Genomic DNA, 14627 nt, shown 5'->3' on the forward strand with positions numbered 1-14627 from the left:
GATGGAGACGGACGGGACGACTGTAGCCCCATCAGCTGTGCCGCAGGCGCTTGTTCAGCGCCTCCAGGACCACCGGCGGGACGAGGTGGGAGACGTCTCCGCCCCAGGTCGCCACTTCCTTGACCAGCGAGGAGGACAGGAAGCTGTAGGTGGGGTTGGTCGGGACGAAGAGGGTCTCCACGCCCGAGAGGCCGTTGTTCATCTGGGCCATCTGCAGCTCGTAGTCGAAGTCGCTGACCGCGCGCAGACCCTTGACGATGGCCGGGATGTCGCGCTGCTTGCAGAAGTCGACGAGGAGGCCGTGGAACGCCTCGATCCGGACGTTGCCGTACTCGGCGGTGACCTCGCGGATCAGGTCCAGTCGCTCGTCGACCTCGAACAGGCCCTTCTTGGACTTGTTGATCATGACGGCGACATAGACCTCGTCGTACAGCCTGGAGGCTCGGGAAATGATGTCCAGGTGTCCGTTGGTGATCGGGTCGAACGACCCGGGGCATACGGCGCGGCGCACTTGCGATCCCTCGCTCTCCGGTCCGGTCATCGTGCGTCTTCGCACGTAGAGGCGGCGCGACCGTACCAAAACGTTCCCTCGCCGTACCGACGGGCCCGGAGACCCTCGAAACCGTCCGGCCACCGGAATTCCCCGCCTCTGGTGCTGCGCTCCACGGTGACGAGCGCGTCCGGGGCGAGCCAGCCCCCGGTGCGGAGTGTGAGGAGAATCTCCCGAAGATCGTCGTCGGAGACGGCGTACGGGGGGTCGAGGAAGACGATGTCGTACGGCTCCGCGGGCGCCGGTGTGCGGATGATCTGTTCCGCTTTGCCCGACCTCACCTCGGCGCCGGGGAGGCCGAGACTCCTCACGTTCTCCCGGACGACGCGGGCGGCCCGGGCGTCGGCCTCGACGAGCAGGGTGTGGCTCGCACCGCGCGAGAGGGCTTCGAGACCGACGGCGCCGGAGCCGGCGTAGAGGTCGAGGACCCGCTCCCCGTCCAGCGGGCCGCCGAGGAGCGACTGCCAGGTGGAGAGGAGGCCTTCGCGCGCGCGGTCGGAGGTGGGCCTGGTCCCCGTGCCGGGCGGCACGGCCAGTCGACGTCCGCCGGCGGCTCCGGCGATCACGCGGGTCATCTTCTGTCCTCGGGTGTGGGCGGCTGTGGGTATCAGTGTGGCCGGTCGCTCACGGGCCCGGGTACCCGCCTGGTCCATCCGGTCGCGTCCCTGGCACGGGACCCTCTCACCCCTTCTCCAGGTACTGCTCCCGCTCCTCGTCCAGGAGGGCGTCCAGGGCGGTCCGCAGGCCGGGCAGGCCCGTGAGCTCCGGGTCCCGCTCCACGAGGGCCGCGGCCTCCTGCCGGGCCTCCGCGATGATCTCCTCGTCCTCGATGACGGCCAGCATCCGCAGGCTGGTGCGGGCCCCGGACTGGGCCTGGCCGAGGACGTCGCCCTCGCGGCGCTGCTCCAGGTCGATCCGGGAGAGCTCGAAGCCGTCGAGGGTGGAGGCGACGGCGGCCAGGCGCTGCCGGGCGGGGCTCGCCTCAGGCATCTCGGTGACCAGGAGGCACAGGCCGGGTGCCGAGCCGCGGCCGACGCGGCCGCGCAGCTGGTGCAGCTGGGAGACGCCGAAGCGGTCGGCGTCCATGATCACCATGGCGGTGGCGTTCGGGACGTTGACGCCGACCTCGATGACGGTCGTGGCGACCAGGACGTCCGTGTCGCCGGCGGCGAAGCGGCGCATCACGGCGTCCTTGTCGTCGGGGTGCATCCTGCCGTGCAGCACCTCGACCGCGAGGCCCATCAGGGGTCCCTTGGCGAGCTGGTCGGCGACGTCGAGGACGGCCAGCGGCGGGCGCTTCTCCGCCTCGTCCCCGGATGAGCCGGCCTTGGCCTTCCCGGGATCTTCCTCCTCGTCGCCGATGCGGGGGCAGACGACGTACGCCTGGTGGCCGTTCTCCACCTCCTCGCGGACCCGCTGCCAGGCGCGGGTGAGGAAGTGCGGCTTGTCGGCGGCGGGGACGACATGGGAGGCGATCGGTGAGCGGCCGGCGGGGAGCTGGTCGAGGACGGATGTCTCCAGGTCGCCGAAGACGGTCATCGCGACCGTGCGGGGGATGGGGGTGGCCGTCATGACCAGCAGGTGCGGGGGTTGCCTGCCCTTGCCGCGCAGGGCGTCGCGCTGCTCCACGCCGAAGCGGTGCTGCTCGTCGACGACGACCAGGCCGAGGTCGTGGAACTGGACCTTGTCCTCGATCAGGGCGTGGGTGCCGATGACGATCCCGGCCTCGCCGGTGACCAGGTCGAGCAGGGCCTGGCGGCGGGCGGCGGCCCCCATGGACCCGGTGAGCAGCACGACCTTGGTGGCGTGCTCGGCGCCGCCCAGGGTGCCGCCCTCGGCCAGGTCGCCCATCATCTTGACGATCGACCGGTGATGCTGCTGGGCCAGCACCTCGGTGGGCGCGAGCATCGCGGCCTGCCCGCCGGCGTCGACGACGGCGAGCATCGCGCGCAGCGCCACCAGGGTCTTGCCCGAGCCGACCTCTCCCTGGAGCAGCCGGTGCATCGGGTGCTCGGTGGCCAGGTCGGCGAAGATCTCCCGGGAGACCTGCTGCTGGCCCTCGGTGAGGGTGAAGGGCAGGCGGGCGTCGAAGGCGGTGAGCAGCCCGTCGGTTGCGGGGCGCCGGGCGACGGCGGGGAGTTGGGCGTCGGCGTGCCGGCGGCGGGCGAGCGCGACCTGGAGGACGAAGGCCTCGTCCCACTTGAGGCGGGCGCGGGCGTCCTCGATGTCCGCCTTGGTGTGCGGACGGTGGATCTTGAGCAGGGCCTCCGGGAGGGGGACCAGGCCGCGGCCTTCGCGCAGGGACTCGGGGAGCGGGTCGACGGCCTCCTGGGCGCTCGGCAGGACCGTCTGGATCGCCTTGCCGATCTTCCAGGACTCCAGCTTGGCGGTGGCCGGGTAGAGCGGGATCAGCGCACCGGCCCAGGTCTCGACGGCCTCCTCCGAGTCCGCCCGCAGCAGTTCGTACGCCGGGTGCGCCAGTTGGAGGCGGCGGTTGAAGACGGAGACCTTGCCCGCGAACATCGCGCGGGTGCCGGGCAGGAGCTCCTTGTGCGGCTTGTGGACGCCGTTGCCGAAGAAGACCAGTTGGAGGCGGCCGCTGCCGTCCGTGATGGTGACCTCCAGGCGCTGGCCCTTGCCGCGCGGCGCCCGGGCGGAGGCGAAGCTGTGCAGCCGGGCGTCGGCGACCATGGCGACCACGGTGACGTGCTCGTCCATGGGGAGGTCGGCGAGGTGGGTGAGCTGACCGCGCTCCTCGTATCTGCGGGGGTAGTGGTGCAGCAGGTCCCCGACGGTGTGCAGGCCGAGGTGCTCGGCCATCACCTTCGCGGTGGGGGGGCCGAGCACCTTCTTCAGTGGTTCGTCCAGTGCGGGCACGAGATCCATTCCACACCACGGCACTGACATCGCGTCGGGCGCCGCCGTGGCCTTGTGGGTAAACGTCCCGGAAACCCCTGGTCAGCCGGTTCGTCTCGGATCTAGGATGACGCGCCCCGGCCATCCCTTTCGCGGTCACCGCCCAACCGGGACCGCCCGACCCCGCGCCGTCGCCCCTCCCCCCACCGGCGCTGCGACGATGGACTCCCAGACCTCACAGTCATCCCAGGCATCCCCGGCTCCCCGTTCCTTCCAGGTCGACCTGCGCGGTCTGGTGGACCTGCTCTCCCACCACCTGTACTCCAGTCCGAAGGTCTACCTGCGCGAACTGCTCCAGAACGCGGTCGACGCCATCACCGCACGGCGCGCGGCCGAGCCGGACGCGCCCGCGCGGGTGCGGCTGTTCACCGAGCCCGGCGCGCTGCGGGTCGAGGACTCCGGGATCGGACTGACCGAGGCGGACGTGCACGACCTCCTCGCGACGATCGGGCGCAGCTCCAAGCGGGCGGAGGGGCTTCAGGAGGCGCGGTCGGACTTCCTCGGGCAGTTCGGCATCGGGCTGCTGGCCTGCTTCGTCGTCGCCGAGCGGATCCGGGTGGTCAGCCGCAGCGCGCGCACGCCGGACGCGGCGCCCGTGGAGTGGACGGCGACCGACGACGGTTCGTACACCGTGCGCACGCTGCCGGGCGACGCGCGCCCCGAGCCCGGCACCACCGTGCACCTGGTGGCCCGGGCGGGCGCCGCCGAGTGGCTGGCCGAGGACCGGGTGCTGGCGCTGGCGCGGGACTTCGGCTCGCTGCTGCCGTACGACGTGCGGGTCGGCGAGGAGGCGGTCACCGATCTGCCGGCGCCCTGGGACCGGCCGTACCCCTCCCCCGCCGCCCGTCGGGTGGCGCTCGGGCGGCACTGCCACGACCTGTTCGGCTTCACGCCGCTGGACGCGATCGAGCTGGACGTGCCGCTCGCGGGGATCCGCGGGGTGGCGTACGTCCTGCCGTCGGCGGTCAGCCCGGCCCAGCGGGCGGGTCATCGCGTCCATCTCAAGGGCATGCTGCTGACCGAGCGCGCCGAACAGCTGCTGCCCGACTGGGCGTTCTTCGTGCGGTGCGTGCTGGACACCGACAGCCTGCGGCCGACGGCGTCCCGCGAGGCGCTGTACGAGGACGAGACGCTGGCGGCGGTGCGGGAGGCGCTGGGGGAACGCGTCCGGGCCTGGCTGACGGGTCTGGCGGCCGGTGACCCGGAGCGGCTGGCCGCGTTCCTCGCGGTGCATCACCTGGGCGTGAAGTCCCTGGCGCGGCACGACCGGGAGATGCTGCGCACGATGCTGCCCTGGCTGCCGTTCGAGACGACCGACGGCCGGCTGTCCCTGGAGGAGTTCGCGCGGCGGCACCGGGTCGTGCACTTCACCCGGACCGTCGAGGAGTACCGGCAGGTCGCGCCGATCGCGTCCGCGCAGGGTGTCGGCGTGATCAACGGCGGTTACACGTACGACAGCGAGCTCGTCGAGGCGCTGCCGTCCGTGCGGCCGGGCACGGTCGTCGCCGAGCTGGACGCGGACACCGTGACGGCCCATCTGGACGCCGTCGATCCGGCGGTGGAGCTGGCCCTGTCGGGTTTCCTGGCGACCGCGCGGGCCACGCTCGACCCGCTGGGCTGCGACGTCGTGCTGCGCGCCTTCCACCCGCTGTCGGTGCCCGCGCTGCACCTGGACGACCGGGCCGCCCGGCACGAGCAGGCCCGCGCGCGGGCCGAGGAGGAGGCCGACGACCTGTGGGCGGGCATCCTCGGCTCGCTGCGCGGCGAGGCGCCCCGCGCGCGTCTGGTGCTCAACCACCTCAGCCCGCTGATCCGGCGGATCGGTTCGCTCGGCGAGCCGGAACTGATCGGCACCGCCGTGGAGTCCCTGTACGGGCAGGCGCTGCTGATGGCGCAGCGACCGCTCAGGCCCGCGGACTCGGCGCTGCTGAACCGGGCCTTCATCGGCCTGCTGGAGTGGGCCACGAACGGGGAGGGGGACCGCTGATGACGGAGATCACCGACCTCGACGCGCTGCGCCGGGCGATGGCGGAGAACGGCGAGCAGCCGGAGGGCCCGGCCCGCAACGCGCGCGCGGAGCAGCTGCTCGCCGAGGCGGAGCGGCTGGGTGAGCCGCTCGCCGTGATCGAGGCGCTCGGGCACCAGCTGAAGGTCTACAACTACAGCTCCGAGAAGGCGAAGATGTTCGTCCCGTTCGCGCGGCTGCTGCGCATGTGGGACGAGCGGCCCGAGGACTTCGACGAGTACGAGACGCACAGCCTGCACTGGGTCTTCAAGTGGATGTCGGCCGGGATGCTCGACCAGCCGCACATCCCGCTCTCCTCGATCGAGAAGTGGCTCGGCGAGATGGAGCACCGCTACCGGCTGGCCGGTCACTCCGAGCGGGCGGTGCGCGGCGCCGAGTTCAGCGTGGCCGCGCACGTCGGCGACCTGGAGCGGGCGGAGCGGGCGTACGCGGCGTGGCTGGCGGCCGACCGGGACTCCATGGCCGACTGCCACGCGTGCGAGCTGCACGGGCAGGGCTGGTGGCAGGCGGTCCGGGGCCGGGACGCGGAGGCGGTCCGGCTGTGGCGGCCGGTCCTGGACGGCGAGTACGCCTGCGCCCACGAGCCGCACACCGTGCTCGCGTCCTCCTTGGCCCCGCTGCTGCGCCTGGGCCGGGTGGACGAGGCCCGCGCCAACCATCTGCGGGGCTTCCGGCTGGTGCGGCCGATGGAGAGCATGCGGGGCGCGTACGCGGACCATGTGGAGTTCTGCGCGCTGACGGGCAACGAGGCGCGCGGTCTGGAGCTGCTGGCGGAGCGTCCGGCCTACTTCACGGACGACGGGCAGCCGCGCAGCAGACTGGACTTCATGGCGGCGGTGACACTGCTCATGGACCGGCTGACCGCGCTGGGACTGGGCGGGCAGCAGGTGCCCGGCCCGGCGGACCGGACGTGGACGGCGCGTGAACTGGCCGCCCACGCGCGTGCGCAGGCGCTGGCGCTGGCCGCGCGCTTCGACGAACGCAACGGCACGTCGTACACGAGTGAGCGGGTCCGGCTGCGCATGGCGCAGGAACCGCTGGTGGAGCGACTGCCGCTGGGCGTGCGGACGGCGAACCGCCCGGCGTCGGCGCAGCCGGCGGCGCCCGTGACGCCGTCCCCCGCCGCCGCGGAGGAGGCGCCCGGCCTGCCGGAGCTGCTCGCCGAGGCGCGGCGGCTGTCGGACACGCTGCGGCCCAGTGCCATCGAGGCGTGGGCGGCGGTGTCCCGGGCCGCCGAGGGCGTCGAGCTGGACGCGCGTGACCGGGCGGAGATCGCCGACCACCGGGCGATGGACCTCGGCCCGGAGGGTGTCCCCCTGTTCGAGGAGGCCGCCGCGCTGTACGCGGAGGCGGGCGACCCGGGCGAGGCGCTGGCGGCACGCGCGCGCGGGGCGTACGTCGAGGCGCTGACCGGCGAGGTGTCCGCGGCGATCGACGCGGTCGGCGTCCTGTACGACCAGGTCCTCGCGCTGTACGCCGAGGACGGCACGGGCGTGCGGCAGACGGCGGCCGTCCTGATGAGCCGGGCGCGGATCCTGATGCGCCGGGTGCACGAGGCGGAGGAGGGCGCCGAGGGCGCCGCGCTGTCCGCGGCGGAGTCGGCCGTCCGGGAGGTGCTGGCGTTCGTCTCGGGGCGCACCGGGGACGACGTACGGCTGCTCGCGCGGGTCGCGGAGGCCTGGGCCATGCTGGCCGAGCTGGCGGCGCTGTCCGGTGACGTGGAGGGGGCCGCCGAGCTGTTCGCGCGGGCCTCGGGCGAGTTCGTCGGGGCGGGGCTGCCATGGTTCGCGGTGGAGTACGAGGCCCGGCTGGCCGGTCTCGCCCACCATCTCGGGGACACGGCCCGGGCCGAGCGGGCGCTGCGGGCCGCCCTGGAGCACGGCGGGCCGTACCTGGAGGCGACCGGGCGGGCCCAGTTGCACCTCCAGCTGGCCGAGGTGCTGGGCGGCACCGGGGTGTCCGAGGAGGCCGCGGAGCACGCCCTGGAGGCGGCGCACTGGGCCGACGAGGCGGGTGAGAGCCGCACGCTGGGCGCCTGGGCGCGGCACCAGCTCGGTGGGTTCCTGGTGCGGCAGCAACGATTCGCCGAGGCGGCGGAGGTGCTGGAGTCGGCCCTGCCCGACCTGTCCGCGGAGACGCACGGCGACGGGGCGGTCGTCCAGACGCTGTGGTGGCTCGGTGACTGCCTGGGCGAGCTCGGCGACCACCGGGACGCGGCGGAACGGCGCCTGCAGGCGGCCGCGATCGCCCGGGAGTGGCCCGAGCAGCACGACCACGCGACGCTGGCGCACCTGGCCGCCGAGTCGCTGGGCCACGCGGGGCTGCACACCGACGCCGACCGCGCCTACACGCGCGCGGGCGAGCTGTGGCGCTCCCTGGGCAATGTCCACGGCCTGGTCCGCTCGCTGCGCGCCCGCGCGTGGCTGGCGCTGCGGGTGGAGGACGGCGACGGGGCGCGGGCGGCCGAGCTGATGGCGGGCGCGGTCGAGGAGTGCGCGGCGGCGCTGGACGAGGCCGCCGACGAGGAGGCCCGGCAGCGGCTGGTCGCCGAACTCGGCCAGACGCACCGCCAGTTCGGGGACCTGCTGGCACGTTCGGCGGCCGAGGACGCGGAGGACGACTCGATCCGCACGGCGCTGGAGGAGGCCCTGGCGCAGATGACCCGGGCCGTCACGGTGTTCGCCTCCCTCGGCGACGACGCCCTGCACAGCCGGACGGGTGCGGAACTCGCCGCGGGCTGGCTCCAGGCCGACCTCAGCCGCCCGGCCGAGGCGGCGGCACACGCGCGTGCCGTGCTCGCCGCCTACGAGGACGCCGACGGCCGGGACGAGACGGTCCGGCGGCGCCGGGCCGAGGCCGAGCAGATGCTGCAGGTCGTGGAGGAGCAGGACCAGGGGTGACGTGCGCCGGGGTCACTCCACGCCGATGAGCAGGAGCGCTCCTTGGCGGCCGCCCCGGTAGACCACCGTGTCGACGGCGAGGTACGCCTCCCGTACACGGCTCTCGAGGTGCTCGGCGATCGTGCCGGGGGCGTCGTCGCCGAGGACGAGGGTGACGAGTTCTCCGCCGGCGGCGAGCATGCGGTCGAGGACGGTCTCCGCGACGGCGGTGACGTCGGCGCCGATCACGGCCACGTCGCCGTCGACGAGGCCGAGGACGTCCCCGGCCTGGCAGATACCGGCCGAGGTCCAGGACCGGTGCTCGGCGACGGCGACCTCGGCGTGCCGGGTGGCGCCGGCCGCGGAGGTCATCGAGACGACGTCCTCGTCGAAACGGCGCCCGGGTTCGTGCACGGCGAGCGCCGCTATGCCCTGGACCGCGGAACGGGTGGGGATGAGGGCCACGCGGATGCCCTCGGCGCGGGCCTGCTCGGCGGCCGCGGCGGCGGTGTGCCGCAGGTCGGCGTCGTTGGGGAGCAGGACGACCTCGCGCGCGTGGGCCCGCCGTACGGCCTCGACGAGCTCCCCGCTGGCCGGGGGCTCACCGGGGCGGGCGAGCACGGTGGTCGCGCCGGCCTCGCCGTACAGCCCCGCCAGTCCCTCGCCGGGGACGACGGCGACGACGGCCCGCTGGACCCGTTCGCGGGGCGTGCGCTCGCCGGTACTGTGCGCGTCCCCGGCGCCGAAGTGGGTGATCCGGATCCGGTACGGCCGTCCGGCCTCCACGCCGGCCTCCACGGCGGCGCCCGCGTCGTCGACATGGACGTGGACGTTCCACAGGCCGTCCCCGCCGACGACCACGAGGGAGTCGCCGAGCGCGTCGAGGCGGTCCCGCAGCCGGGCCACGGCCGCGTCCTCCGCCTCCAGCAGGTAGAGGACCTCGAAGGCGGGGCCGCCCTCGCCGGGGCCGTCGGCGCAGTCCTCGGCACCGGCCGGATCGTCCCCCGTACCGGCACGCGCGCGCGTGGCCGTCGCCCCGGCGACCACGGGTGCCGCCTCCCCGGTGAACGTCTCGACCAGCGCGCCCAGGACCGCGACCAGGCCGCGCCCTCCGGCGTCGACCACCCCGGCGCGCTCCAGCGCGGCCAGCTGCCCGGGGGTCGCGGCCAGCGCCGCGCGCGCCCCGTCGAAGGCGGCCCGGGCGATCGCCCCGCAGTCGTCGCCGGTGGCCGCGCCGGCCGCGTCGGCGGCGGCCGAGGCCACCGTGAGGACCGTGCCCTCCACGGGGTGGGCCACGGCCTGCCGGGCGGAGTCGGCCGCGGTCCGCAGCGCCAGCCGCAGTCCGGTGCCGTCGGTGTGGGCCGTCTCCCCCTCGGCCGCGAGCACCTGGGCCATGCCCCGCAGCAGCTGCGCGAGAATCGTCCCGGAGTTGCCGCGCGCCCCGATCAGGGCGCCGTGCGCCATGGCGCGGACGGCGTCGGCGAGTGTGGGCTTGCCCACGTCGTAGGCGGTGAAGACGGCCTCCACGGCGGCGGCCGCGGACTCCACGGTCAGGTACAGGTTCGTCCCGGTGTCGCCGTCGGCCACGGGATAGACGTTGATCGCGTCGATCTCCTCGCGCGCCCTGCCCAGCGACTCCAGCGCGAGGCCGCACCAGGTGCGCACCGCGAGAGCATCGAAGAATGTCTGCGGCACCTGCGCCACCTGCGCCTCCTCGGACTGCTGGACGTGGGACGCAGCGTAGACCCAGGGCCGGGGCCCACCGGCGGTGGGCCGGGACCGCCCCCCGGGCAGCCATGGTAGTTTCGTTGTACTGGCGCAGCCGTTGTATGCTGCTCCGGTTGCCCGATCCAATCGGGCCATTCCCCTGGCAACGCCACTCAGATCTCTGATCCTACGATCTCGATCCCGGCCTGCCGGGATCAACCGTAAGTGCATCTGAAGTCTTTGGAGTGACCCGTGGCTGCCAACTGCGACGTCTGCGGCAAGGGGCCGGGCTTCGGCAACAACATCTCGCACTCGCACCGCCGTACGCCCCGTCGCTGGAACCCGAACATCCAGCGCGTGCGTACCGTGGTCGGCGGGACGCCGAAGCGCGTGAACGCCTGCACCTCGTGCATCAAGGCCGGCAAGGTCTCGCGCTGACGCCCACAGCTGAGCGCGCGGCCACTGCTGGTTCGCTGCAAACAGCCGGTCCACCCTCGGGTGGGCCGGCTTTTCGCTGTGCCTGACCGACGAGCCGCGGCCTAGCCGAGGGCCCAGCCGTGGTGCACGGGCCCGATCCCGGCGCCGAGAGCGAACCCGGCGGCGATCGCCCCGGTGACGTACTCCTTGGCGGCCCTGACCGCCTCCGGCACGGACTGCCCCTTGGCGAGCTGGGAGGCGATCGCGGAGGCGAGGGTGCAGCCGGTGCCGTGGGTGTGCCGGTTGTCGTGGCGCGGGGCGCGCAGCCAGTGCTCCTGCGAGCCGTCCGTGAGCAGGTCCACGGCGTCCCCGGCGAGATGGCCGCCCTTGATCACGACCCAGCGCGGCCCGTACGCCAGCACGGCCTCCGCCGCCCGCCTCAGGTCGCCCTCCGACTCGACGCGCACACCCGTGAGGTGCGCCACCTCGTCGAGGTTGGGCGTGGCCACCGTCGCCACCGGCAGCAGCGCGGTACGGACGGAGTCGAGCGCCGACGGGGCGAGCAGCGGGTCCCCGTGCTTGGAGACCCCGACCGGGTCGACCACGGCCGGCGCGTCCGTCCCGGCGATCAACTCGGCCACCGCGTGGACGAGTTCGGCCGAGGACAGCATCCCGGTCTTCACGGCCCGGACGCCGATGTCGTCGACGACGCTGCGGTACTGGGCGCGGACCGCCTCGACCGGCAGTTCCCAGGCCCCCTGGACGCCGAGCGAGTTCTGCGCGGTGACCGCGGTGATCACGCTCATGCCGTGCACGCCGAGCGCCAGCATCGTCTTCAGGTCGGCCTGGATGCCCGCCCCGCCGCCGGAGTCGGAGCCGGCCACGGTGAGTACGCCCGGTATCACGACTCGATGTCCCCTCCGAAGTGGTCCCAGCCGCCCTTGCGGGTCCAGGGCGCGCCGTCGACCGTGACCTGCGGGAGCGCCGACGGGTTGAGGACCTCCCCGATGACCTTCCAGCGGGCCGGGAGCTTCACGTCGGGCGGGAAGGTCGCCACGATCGCGTGGTCCTCTCCCCCGGTCAGCACCCACTGCATGGGGTCGACGCCGACGGCCTGCCCGATGTCGTTCATCTGGGTGGGGATGTCGATGGCGCCCGAGCGGATGTCGATGCGCACCTTGCTGGCCTCGGCGATGTGCCCGAGGTCGGCGATCAGTCCGTCGCTGACGTCGCACATGGCGGTCGCGCCGAGCCCGGCCGCGGCCGGCCCCGCGTGGTACGGCGGCTCGGGGCGCCGGTGCGCCTCCACGAAGGCGCGGGGCGAGCGGAAGCCCCGGGCGAGCACGGCGTATCCGGCGGCGGACCAGCCGAGCCAGCCGGTCACGGCGACGAGGTCGCCGGGCTGGGCGCCGGCGCGGGTGACGGGCTCCTGGTTGCGCAGATCGCCGAGCGCGGTGATGGACACCGTGATCGAGTCGCCGCGCACGACGTCGCCGCCGACCACCGAGGCGCCCGCGACCTGGCACTCGTCGCGCAGCCCGTCCATCAGCTCGCTCGCCCAGGTCACCGGGAGTTCGGCCGGGACGACCAGGCCGAGCAGCAGCGCGGTGGGCACCGCGCCCATGGCGGCGATGTCCGCGAGGTTCTGGGCGGCGGCCTTGCGGCCGACGTCGTAGGCGGTGGACCAGTCGCGGCGGAAGTGCCGGCCCTCGACGAGGATGTCCGTGCTGGCGACCACCCTGCGGTCGGGGGCGGCCACCACTGCGGCGTCGTCGCCGGGGCCGACCCGGACCGCCGGGGTGGTGGTGAGACGGGAGGTGAGCTCCCTGATGAGCCCGAACTCCCCTAGCTCACCAACAGTGCCCTTCATTGCCCTTACGCCCCTTCTGTCCCTGTTCGCACCCGGTCGCGCGTCCCTGCTGCCCTCGCTACGGTCGAGGTGCACGTCGACTTCTTCCGTGCGTGCACCCCGGCGCGCAAGCCCCGGCCCTCGCGGGTCTCCCCGCGACGAGCGGCGACGCGATACCGTGGCGTTCCTTTTCCCCACATGATCCTCGTGGCCGCCCTGGAGGTTCCGTGGTACAGGCGTACATCCTGATCCAGACCGAGGTCGGCAAGGCGTCGACCGTCGCCGAGACGATCGGCAAGCTCCCTGGAGTCATCCAGGCCGAGGACGTGACGGGACCGTACGACGTCATCGTGCGCGCCCAGGCCGACACCGTCGACGACCTCGGCCGCATGGTGGTCGCCAAGGTCCAGCAAGTGGACGGCATCACCCGCACCCTGACCTGCCCCGTCGTCCATCTGTAGCCCCCGTCTACCCTTGGCCGGTGAACTCCTTCCGTCACCGGCGCGCTGTCGTCCTCGGGCTGCCCGCACTCGCCGTTCTCGTCGCCGCCGCGGGCTGCTCCTCGGCAGACGGCGGTGCGTCGGCTGCGGTTCCCAGTCCCGGTGCGAAAGCCACGGAGCTGTGCCGGAACCTCGACAAGGTGCTGCCGGCCGAGGTGGACGGGGCGGACCGTGAGGATCCCTCGCCCGCGTCCGCGTTGACCGCGGGCTGGGGAGACCCGGCGATCATACTGCGGTGCGGTGTGGAACGGCCGCCCAAGATGCTGGATCCGAAGGTGGCCGAGGGCAGGGACCCCGACGCGGTGGCCGGCGGCGTGGAGGGCGTCCGCTGGCTGATGGAGAAGCGCGACGACGGGGGGTACCGGTTCACCTCGGCCCTGCGCAGGGCGTACGTCGAGGTGGACGTGCCCGAGGGCCGGGACTCCTCGGGCGTGCTGATCGACCTGGCCCCGGCCATCAAGAAGGCGATCCCCGAAGGGATCGCCGACTGAGGTTCCGGATGTCCGGCCGTCGCGGACGGACTAGTAGGTCGTGTCCGCGACCTAGCGCAGCCCGGTGGAGCGCCGCAGAGCCGCCTTGATGAGCCGGTCGATCAGCTCCGGGTACGCGACCCCGCTGGCCTGCCACATCTGCGGGTACATCGAGATCGGCGTGAAGCCGGGCATCGTGTTGATCTCGTTGATCACGAACTCCCCGTCGTCGGTGAGGAAGAAGTCCGCCCGCACCAGGCCCTCGCACGAGGCCGCCTCGAAGGCGTCCACCGCCAGGCGCTGCACCTCGGCGGTCTCCTCGGCCGTCAGCGGGGCCGGGACGATGCCGGGCGTCGAGTCGATGTACTTCGCCTCGAAGTCGTAGTACGCGTGGGCGTCCGGCGGCGGGATCTCGGCGGGGACGGAGGCGCGCGGGCCGTCCTCGAACTCCAGCACCCCGCACTCGATCTCCCGGCCGCGCAGGGCCGCCTCCACGAGGATCTTCGGGTCGTGCCGGCGCGCCTCGGCGATCGCCTCGTCCAGGCCGGACAGGTCGTCGACCTTGGTGATGCCGATGGAGGAGCCCGCGCGCGCGGGCTTCACGAACAGCGGCCAGCCGTGGTCGCCCGCCAGGTCGATGATCTTCTTGCGGGCGGCGGACTCGTCCTGCTCCCACTCACGCGGCCGGATCACCACGTACGGGCCGACCTTGAGCCCGAACGAGGTGAACACCCGCTTCATGTACTCCTTGTCCTGGCCGACGGCCGAGGCGAGCACACCCGAACCCACGTACGGCACACCGGAGAGCTCCAGCAGCCCCTGCAGGGTGCCGTCCTCGCCGTACGGGCCGTGCAGCACCGGGAAGACGACGTCGATCTCGCCCAGCGCCTTGGGCACCGAACCGGGCTCGCTGTAGACGACTTCGCGGTTCGCCGGGTCCACGGGCAGCACCACACCGCCGTCGTGGGACTCGGCGAGCTGGTCGACGCTGGGCGTACGGCGCTCGGTGATCGCCATGCGGTCCGGGTCGTCGGCGGTGAGCACCCAGCGGCCGCTCTGCGTGATGCCGATCGGCAGGACGTCGTACGTGGTCCGGTCGATCGCGCGCAGCACGGCCCCCGCGGTGACCGCGGAGATCCCGTGCTCGGAGCTGCGTCCGCCGAAGACGACGGCCACCCGCGGCTTGCGCGCCGGCCGGTCGGGGCTCTGGGGGAGGTTCTCGGTGCTCATATCGCGATGAGAGTACCCGGTGGTAGGGCACCGAGTCAGCGTCCGTTGACGGGTGGCGGTTCGAACCGTGCCCCGAACGGGTG

Annotated in this window: 12 protein-coding genes; 5 read left to right on the plus strand and 7 right to left on the minus strand. The window is 73.5% G+C overall.

What is annotated here, in order from left to right; genetic code table 11:
* Positions 1 to 31: 31 nt before the first annotated feature.
* The 3 genes from coaD to recG form a co-directional block, all read right to left on the minus strand.
* The gene (gene coaD / locus ACFV46_RS10405) at positions 32 to 511 is read right to left on the minus strand and encodes a pantetheine-phosphate adenylyltransferase (protein ID WP_225994478.1); all 480 of its coding nucleotides are present in this window, start codon (positions 509 to 511) and stop codon (positions 32 to 34) included.
* Between the two features lie 26 nt (positions 512 to 537).
* Positions 538 to 1125: a 16S rRNA (guanine(966)-N(2))-methyltransferase RsmD gene (rsmD, locus tag ACFV46_RS10410; protein WP_361926968.1), complete on the minus strand. Its 588-nt coding sequence runs from the start codon at positions 1123 to 1125 to the stop codon at positions 538 to 540.
* 106 nt (positions 1126 to 1231) lie between these two features.
* Entirely contained in the window at positions 1232 to 3436 is a 2205-nt protein-coding gene (gene recG, locus ACFV46_RS10415) for an ATP-dependent DNA helicase RecG (protein ID WP_385497747.1), read from the minus strand.
* A gap of 190 nt (positions 3437 to 3626) precedes the next feature.
* Between recG and ACFV46_RS10420 the strand changes: the two genes are divergently transcribed.
* Both ACFV46_RS10420 and ACFV46_RS10425 read left to right on the plus strand, forming a co-directional pair.
* On the plus strand, positions 3627 to 5453 hold the full coding sequence (locus ACFV46_RS10420; RefSeq protein ID WP_385497748.1) for an HSP90 family protein: 1827 nt from the start codon (positions 3627 to 3629) through the stop codon (positions 5451 to 5453).
* A complete protein-coding gene (locus ACFV46_RS10425; protein ID WP_385497749.1) occupies positions 5453 to 8392 on the plus strand; it encodes a tetratricopeptide repeat protein in 2940 nt (979 codons plus the stop codon). Before ACFV46_RS10420 ends, ACFV46_RS10425 begins: the two co-directional genes overlap by 1 nt.
* A gap of 12 nt (positions 8393 to 8404) precedes the next feature.
* Here the strand turns inward: ACFV46_RS10425 and ACFV46_RS10430 are convergent, their stop codons facing one another.
* On the minus strand, positions 8405 to 10075 hold the full coding sequence (locus tag ACFV46_RS10430; protein WP_385497750.1) for a DAK2 domain-containing protein: 1671 nt from the start codon (positions 10073 to 10075) through the stop codon (positions 8405 to 8407).
* A gap of 255 nt (positions 10076 to 10330) precedes the next feature.
* On the opposite strand from ACFV46_RS10430, the gene rpmB reads away from it, so the two are divergent.
* Positions 10331 to 10516, plus strand: coding sequence for a 50S ribosomal protein L28 (gene rpmB / locus ACFV46_RS10435; RefSeq protein WP_004924906.1), 186 nt, complete (start codon positions 10331 to 10333; stop codon positions 10514 to 10516).
* A 101-nt stretch (positions 10517 to 10617) separates the two neighbouring features.
* On the opposite strand, the gene thiD is transcribed toward rpmB, so the two are convergent.
* Together thiD and ACFV46_RS10445 are read right to left on the minus strand one after the other, a co-directional pair.
* Complete coding sequence (gene thiD / locus ACFV46_RS10440; RefSeq protein ID WP_385497751.1) at positions 10618 to 11400, minus strand: bifunctional hydroxymethylpyrimidine kinase/phosphomethylpyrimidine kinase; 783 nt, start codon at positions 11398 to 11400, stop codon at positions 10618 to 10620.
* The gene (locus tag ACFV46_RS10445; RefSeq protein WP_385497752.1) at positions 11397 to 12365 is read right to left on the minus strand and encodes a thiamine-phosphate kinase; all 969 of its coding nucleotides are present in this window, start codon (positions 12363 to 12365) and stop codon (positions 11397 to 11399) included. The genes thiD and ACFV46_RS10445 overlap by 4 nt, the downstream gene beginning before the upstream one ends.
* Before the next feature lie 206 nt (positions 12366 to 12571).
* Between ACFV46_RS10445 and ACFV46_RS10450 the strand changes: the two genes are divergently transcribed.
* Together ACFV46_RS10450 and ACFV46_RS10455 are read left to right on the plus strand one after the other, a co-directional pair.
* A complete protein-coding gene (locus ACFV46_RS10450) occupies positions 12572 to 12805 on the plus strand; it encodes an Lrp/AsnC family transcriptional regulator (protein WP_055623321.1) in 234 nt (77 codons plus the stop codon).
* Positions 12806 to 12825: 20 nt separating this feature from the next.
* Complete coding sequence (locus ACFV46_RS10455) at positions 12826 to 13335, plus strand: DUF3515 domain-containing protein (RefSeq protein ID WP_361926951.1); 510 nt, start codon at positions 12826 to 12828, stop codon at positions 13333 to 13335.
* Positions 13336 to 13386: 51 nt separating this feature from the next.
* On the opposite strand, the gene ACFV46_RS10460 is transcribed toward ACFV46_RS10455, so the two are convergent.
* Positions 13387 to 14544 carry a D-alanine--D-alanine ligase family protein gene (locus tag ACFV46_RS10460; protein ID WP_361926949.1) on the minus strand — a complete coding sequence of 386 codons (1158 nt, stop codon included), beginning with the start codon at positions 14542 to 14544 and terminating at the stop codon, positions 13387 to 13389.
* Positions 14545 to 14627 lie beyond the last annotated feature (83 nt).

The organism is Streptomyces sp. NPDC059852 (assembly GCF_042731455.1).
GTDB lineage: Bacteria > Actinomycetota > Actinomycetes > Streptomycetales > Streptomycetaceae > Streptomyces.

What these genes read in the sequence shown, in the direction of transcription:
- ACFV46_RS10420 (WP_385497748.1), top strand. Translation starts at nt 3,627, where the DNA reads ATGGACTCCCAGACCTCACAGTCATCCCAGGCATCCCCGGCTCCCCGT.
- ACFV46_RS10460 (WP_361926949.1), bottom strand. Translation starts at nt 14,544, where the DNA reads ATGAGCACCGAGAACCTCCCCCAGAGCCCCGACCGGCCGGCGCGCAAG.
- ACFV46_RS10445 (WP_385497752.1), bottom strand. Translation starts at nt 12,365, where the DNA reads ATGAAGGGCACTGTTGGTGAGCTAGGGGAGTTCGGGCTCATCAGGGAG.
- recG (WP_385497747.1), bottom strand. Translation starts at nt 3,436, where the DNA reads ATGGATCTCGTGCCCGCACTGGACGAACCACTGAAGAAGGTGCTCGGC.
- rsmD (WP_361926968.1), bottom strand. Translation starts at nt 1,125, where the DNA reads ATGACCCGCGTGATCGCCGGAGCCGCCGGCGGACGTCGACTGGCCGTG.
- ACFV46_RS10425 (WP_385497749.1), top strand. Translation starts at nt 5,453, where the DNA reads ATGACGGAGATCACCGACCTCGACGCGCTGCGCCGGGCGATGGCGGAG.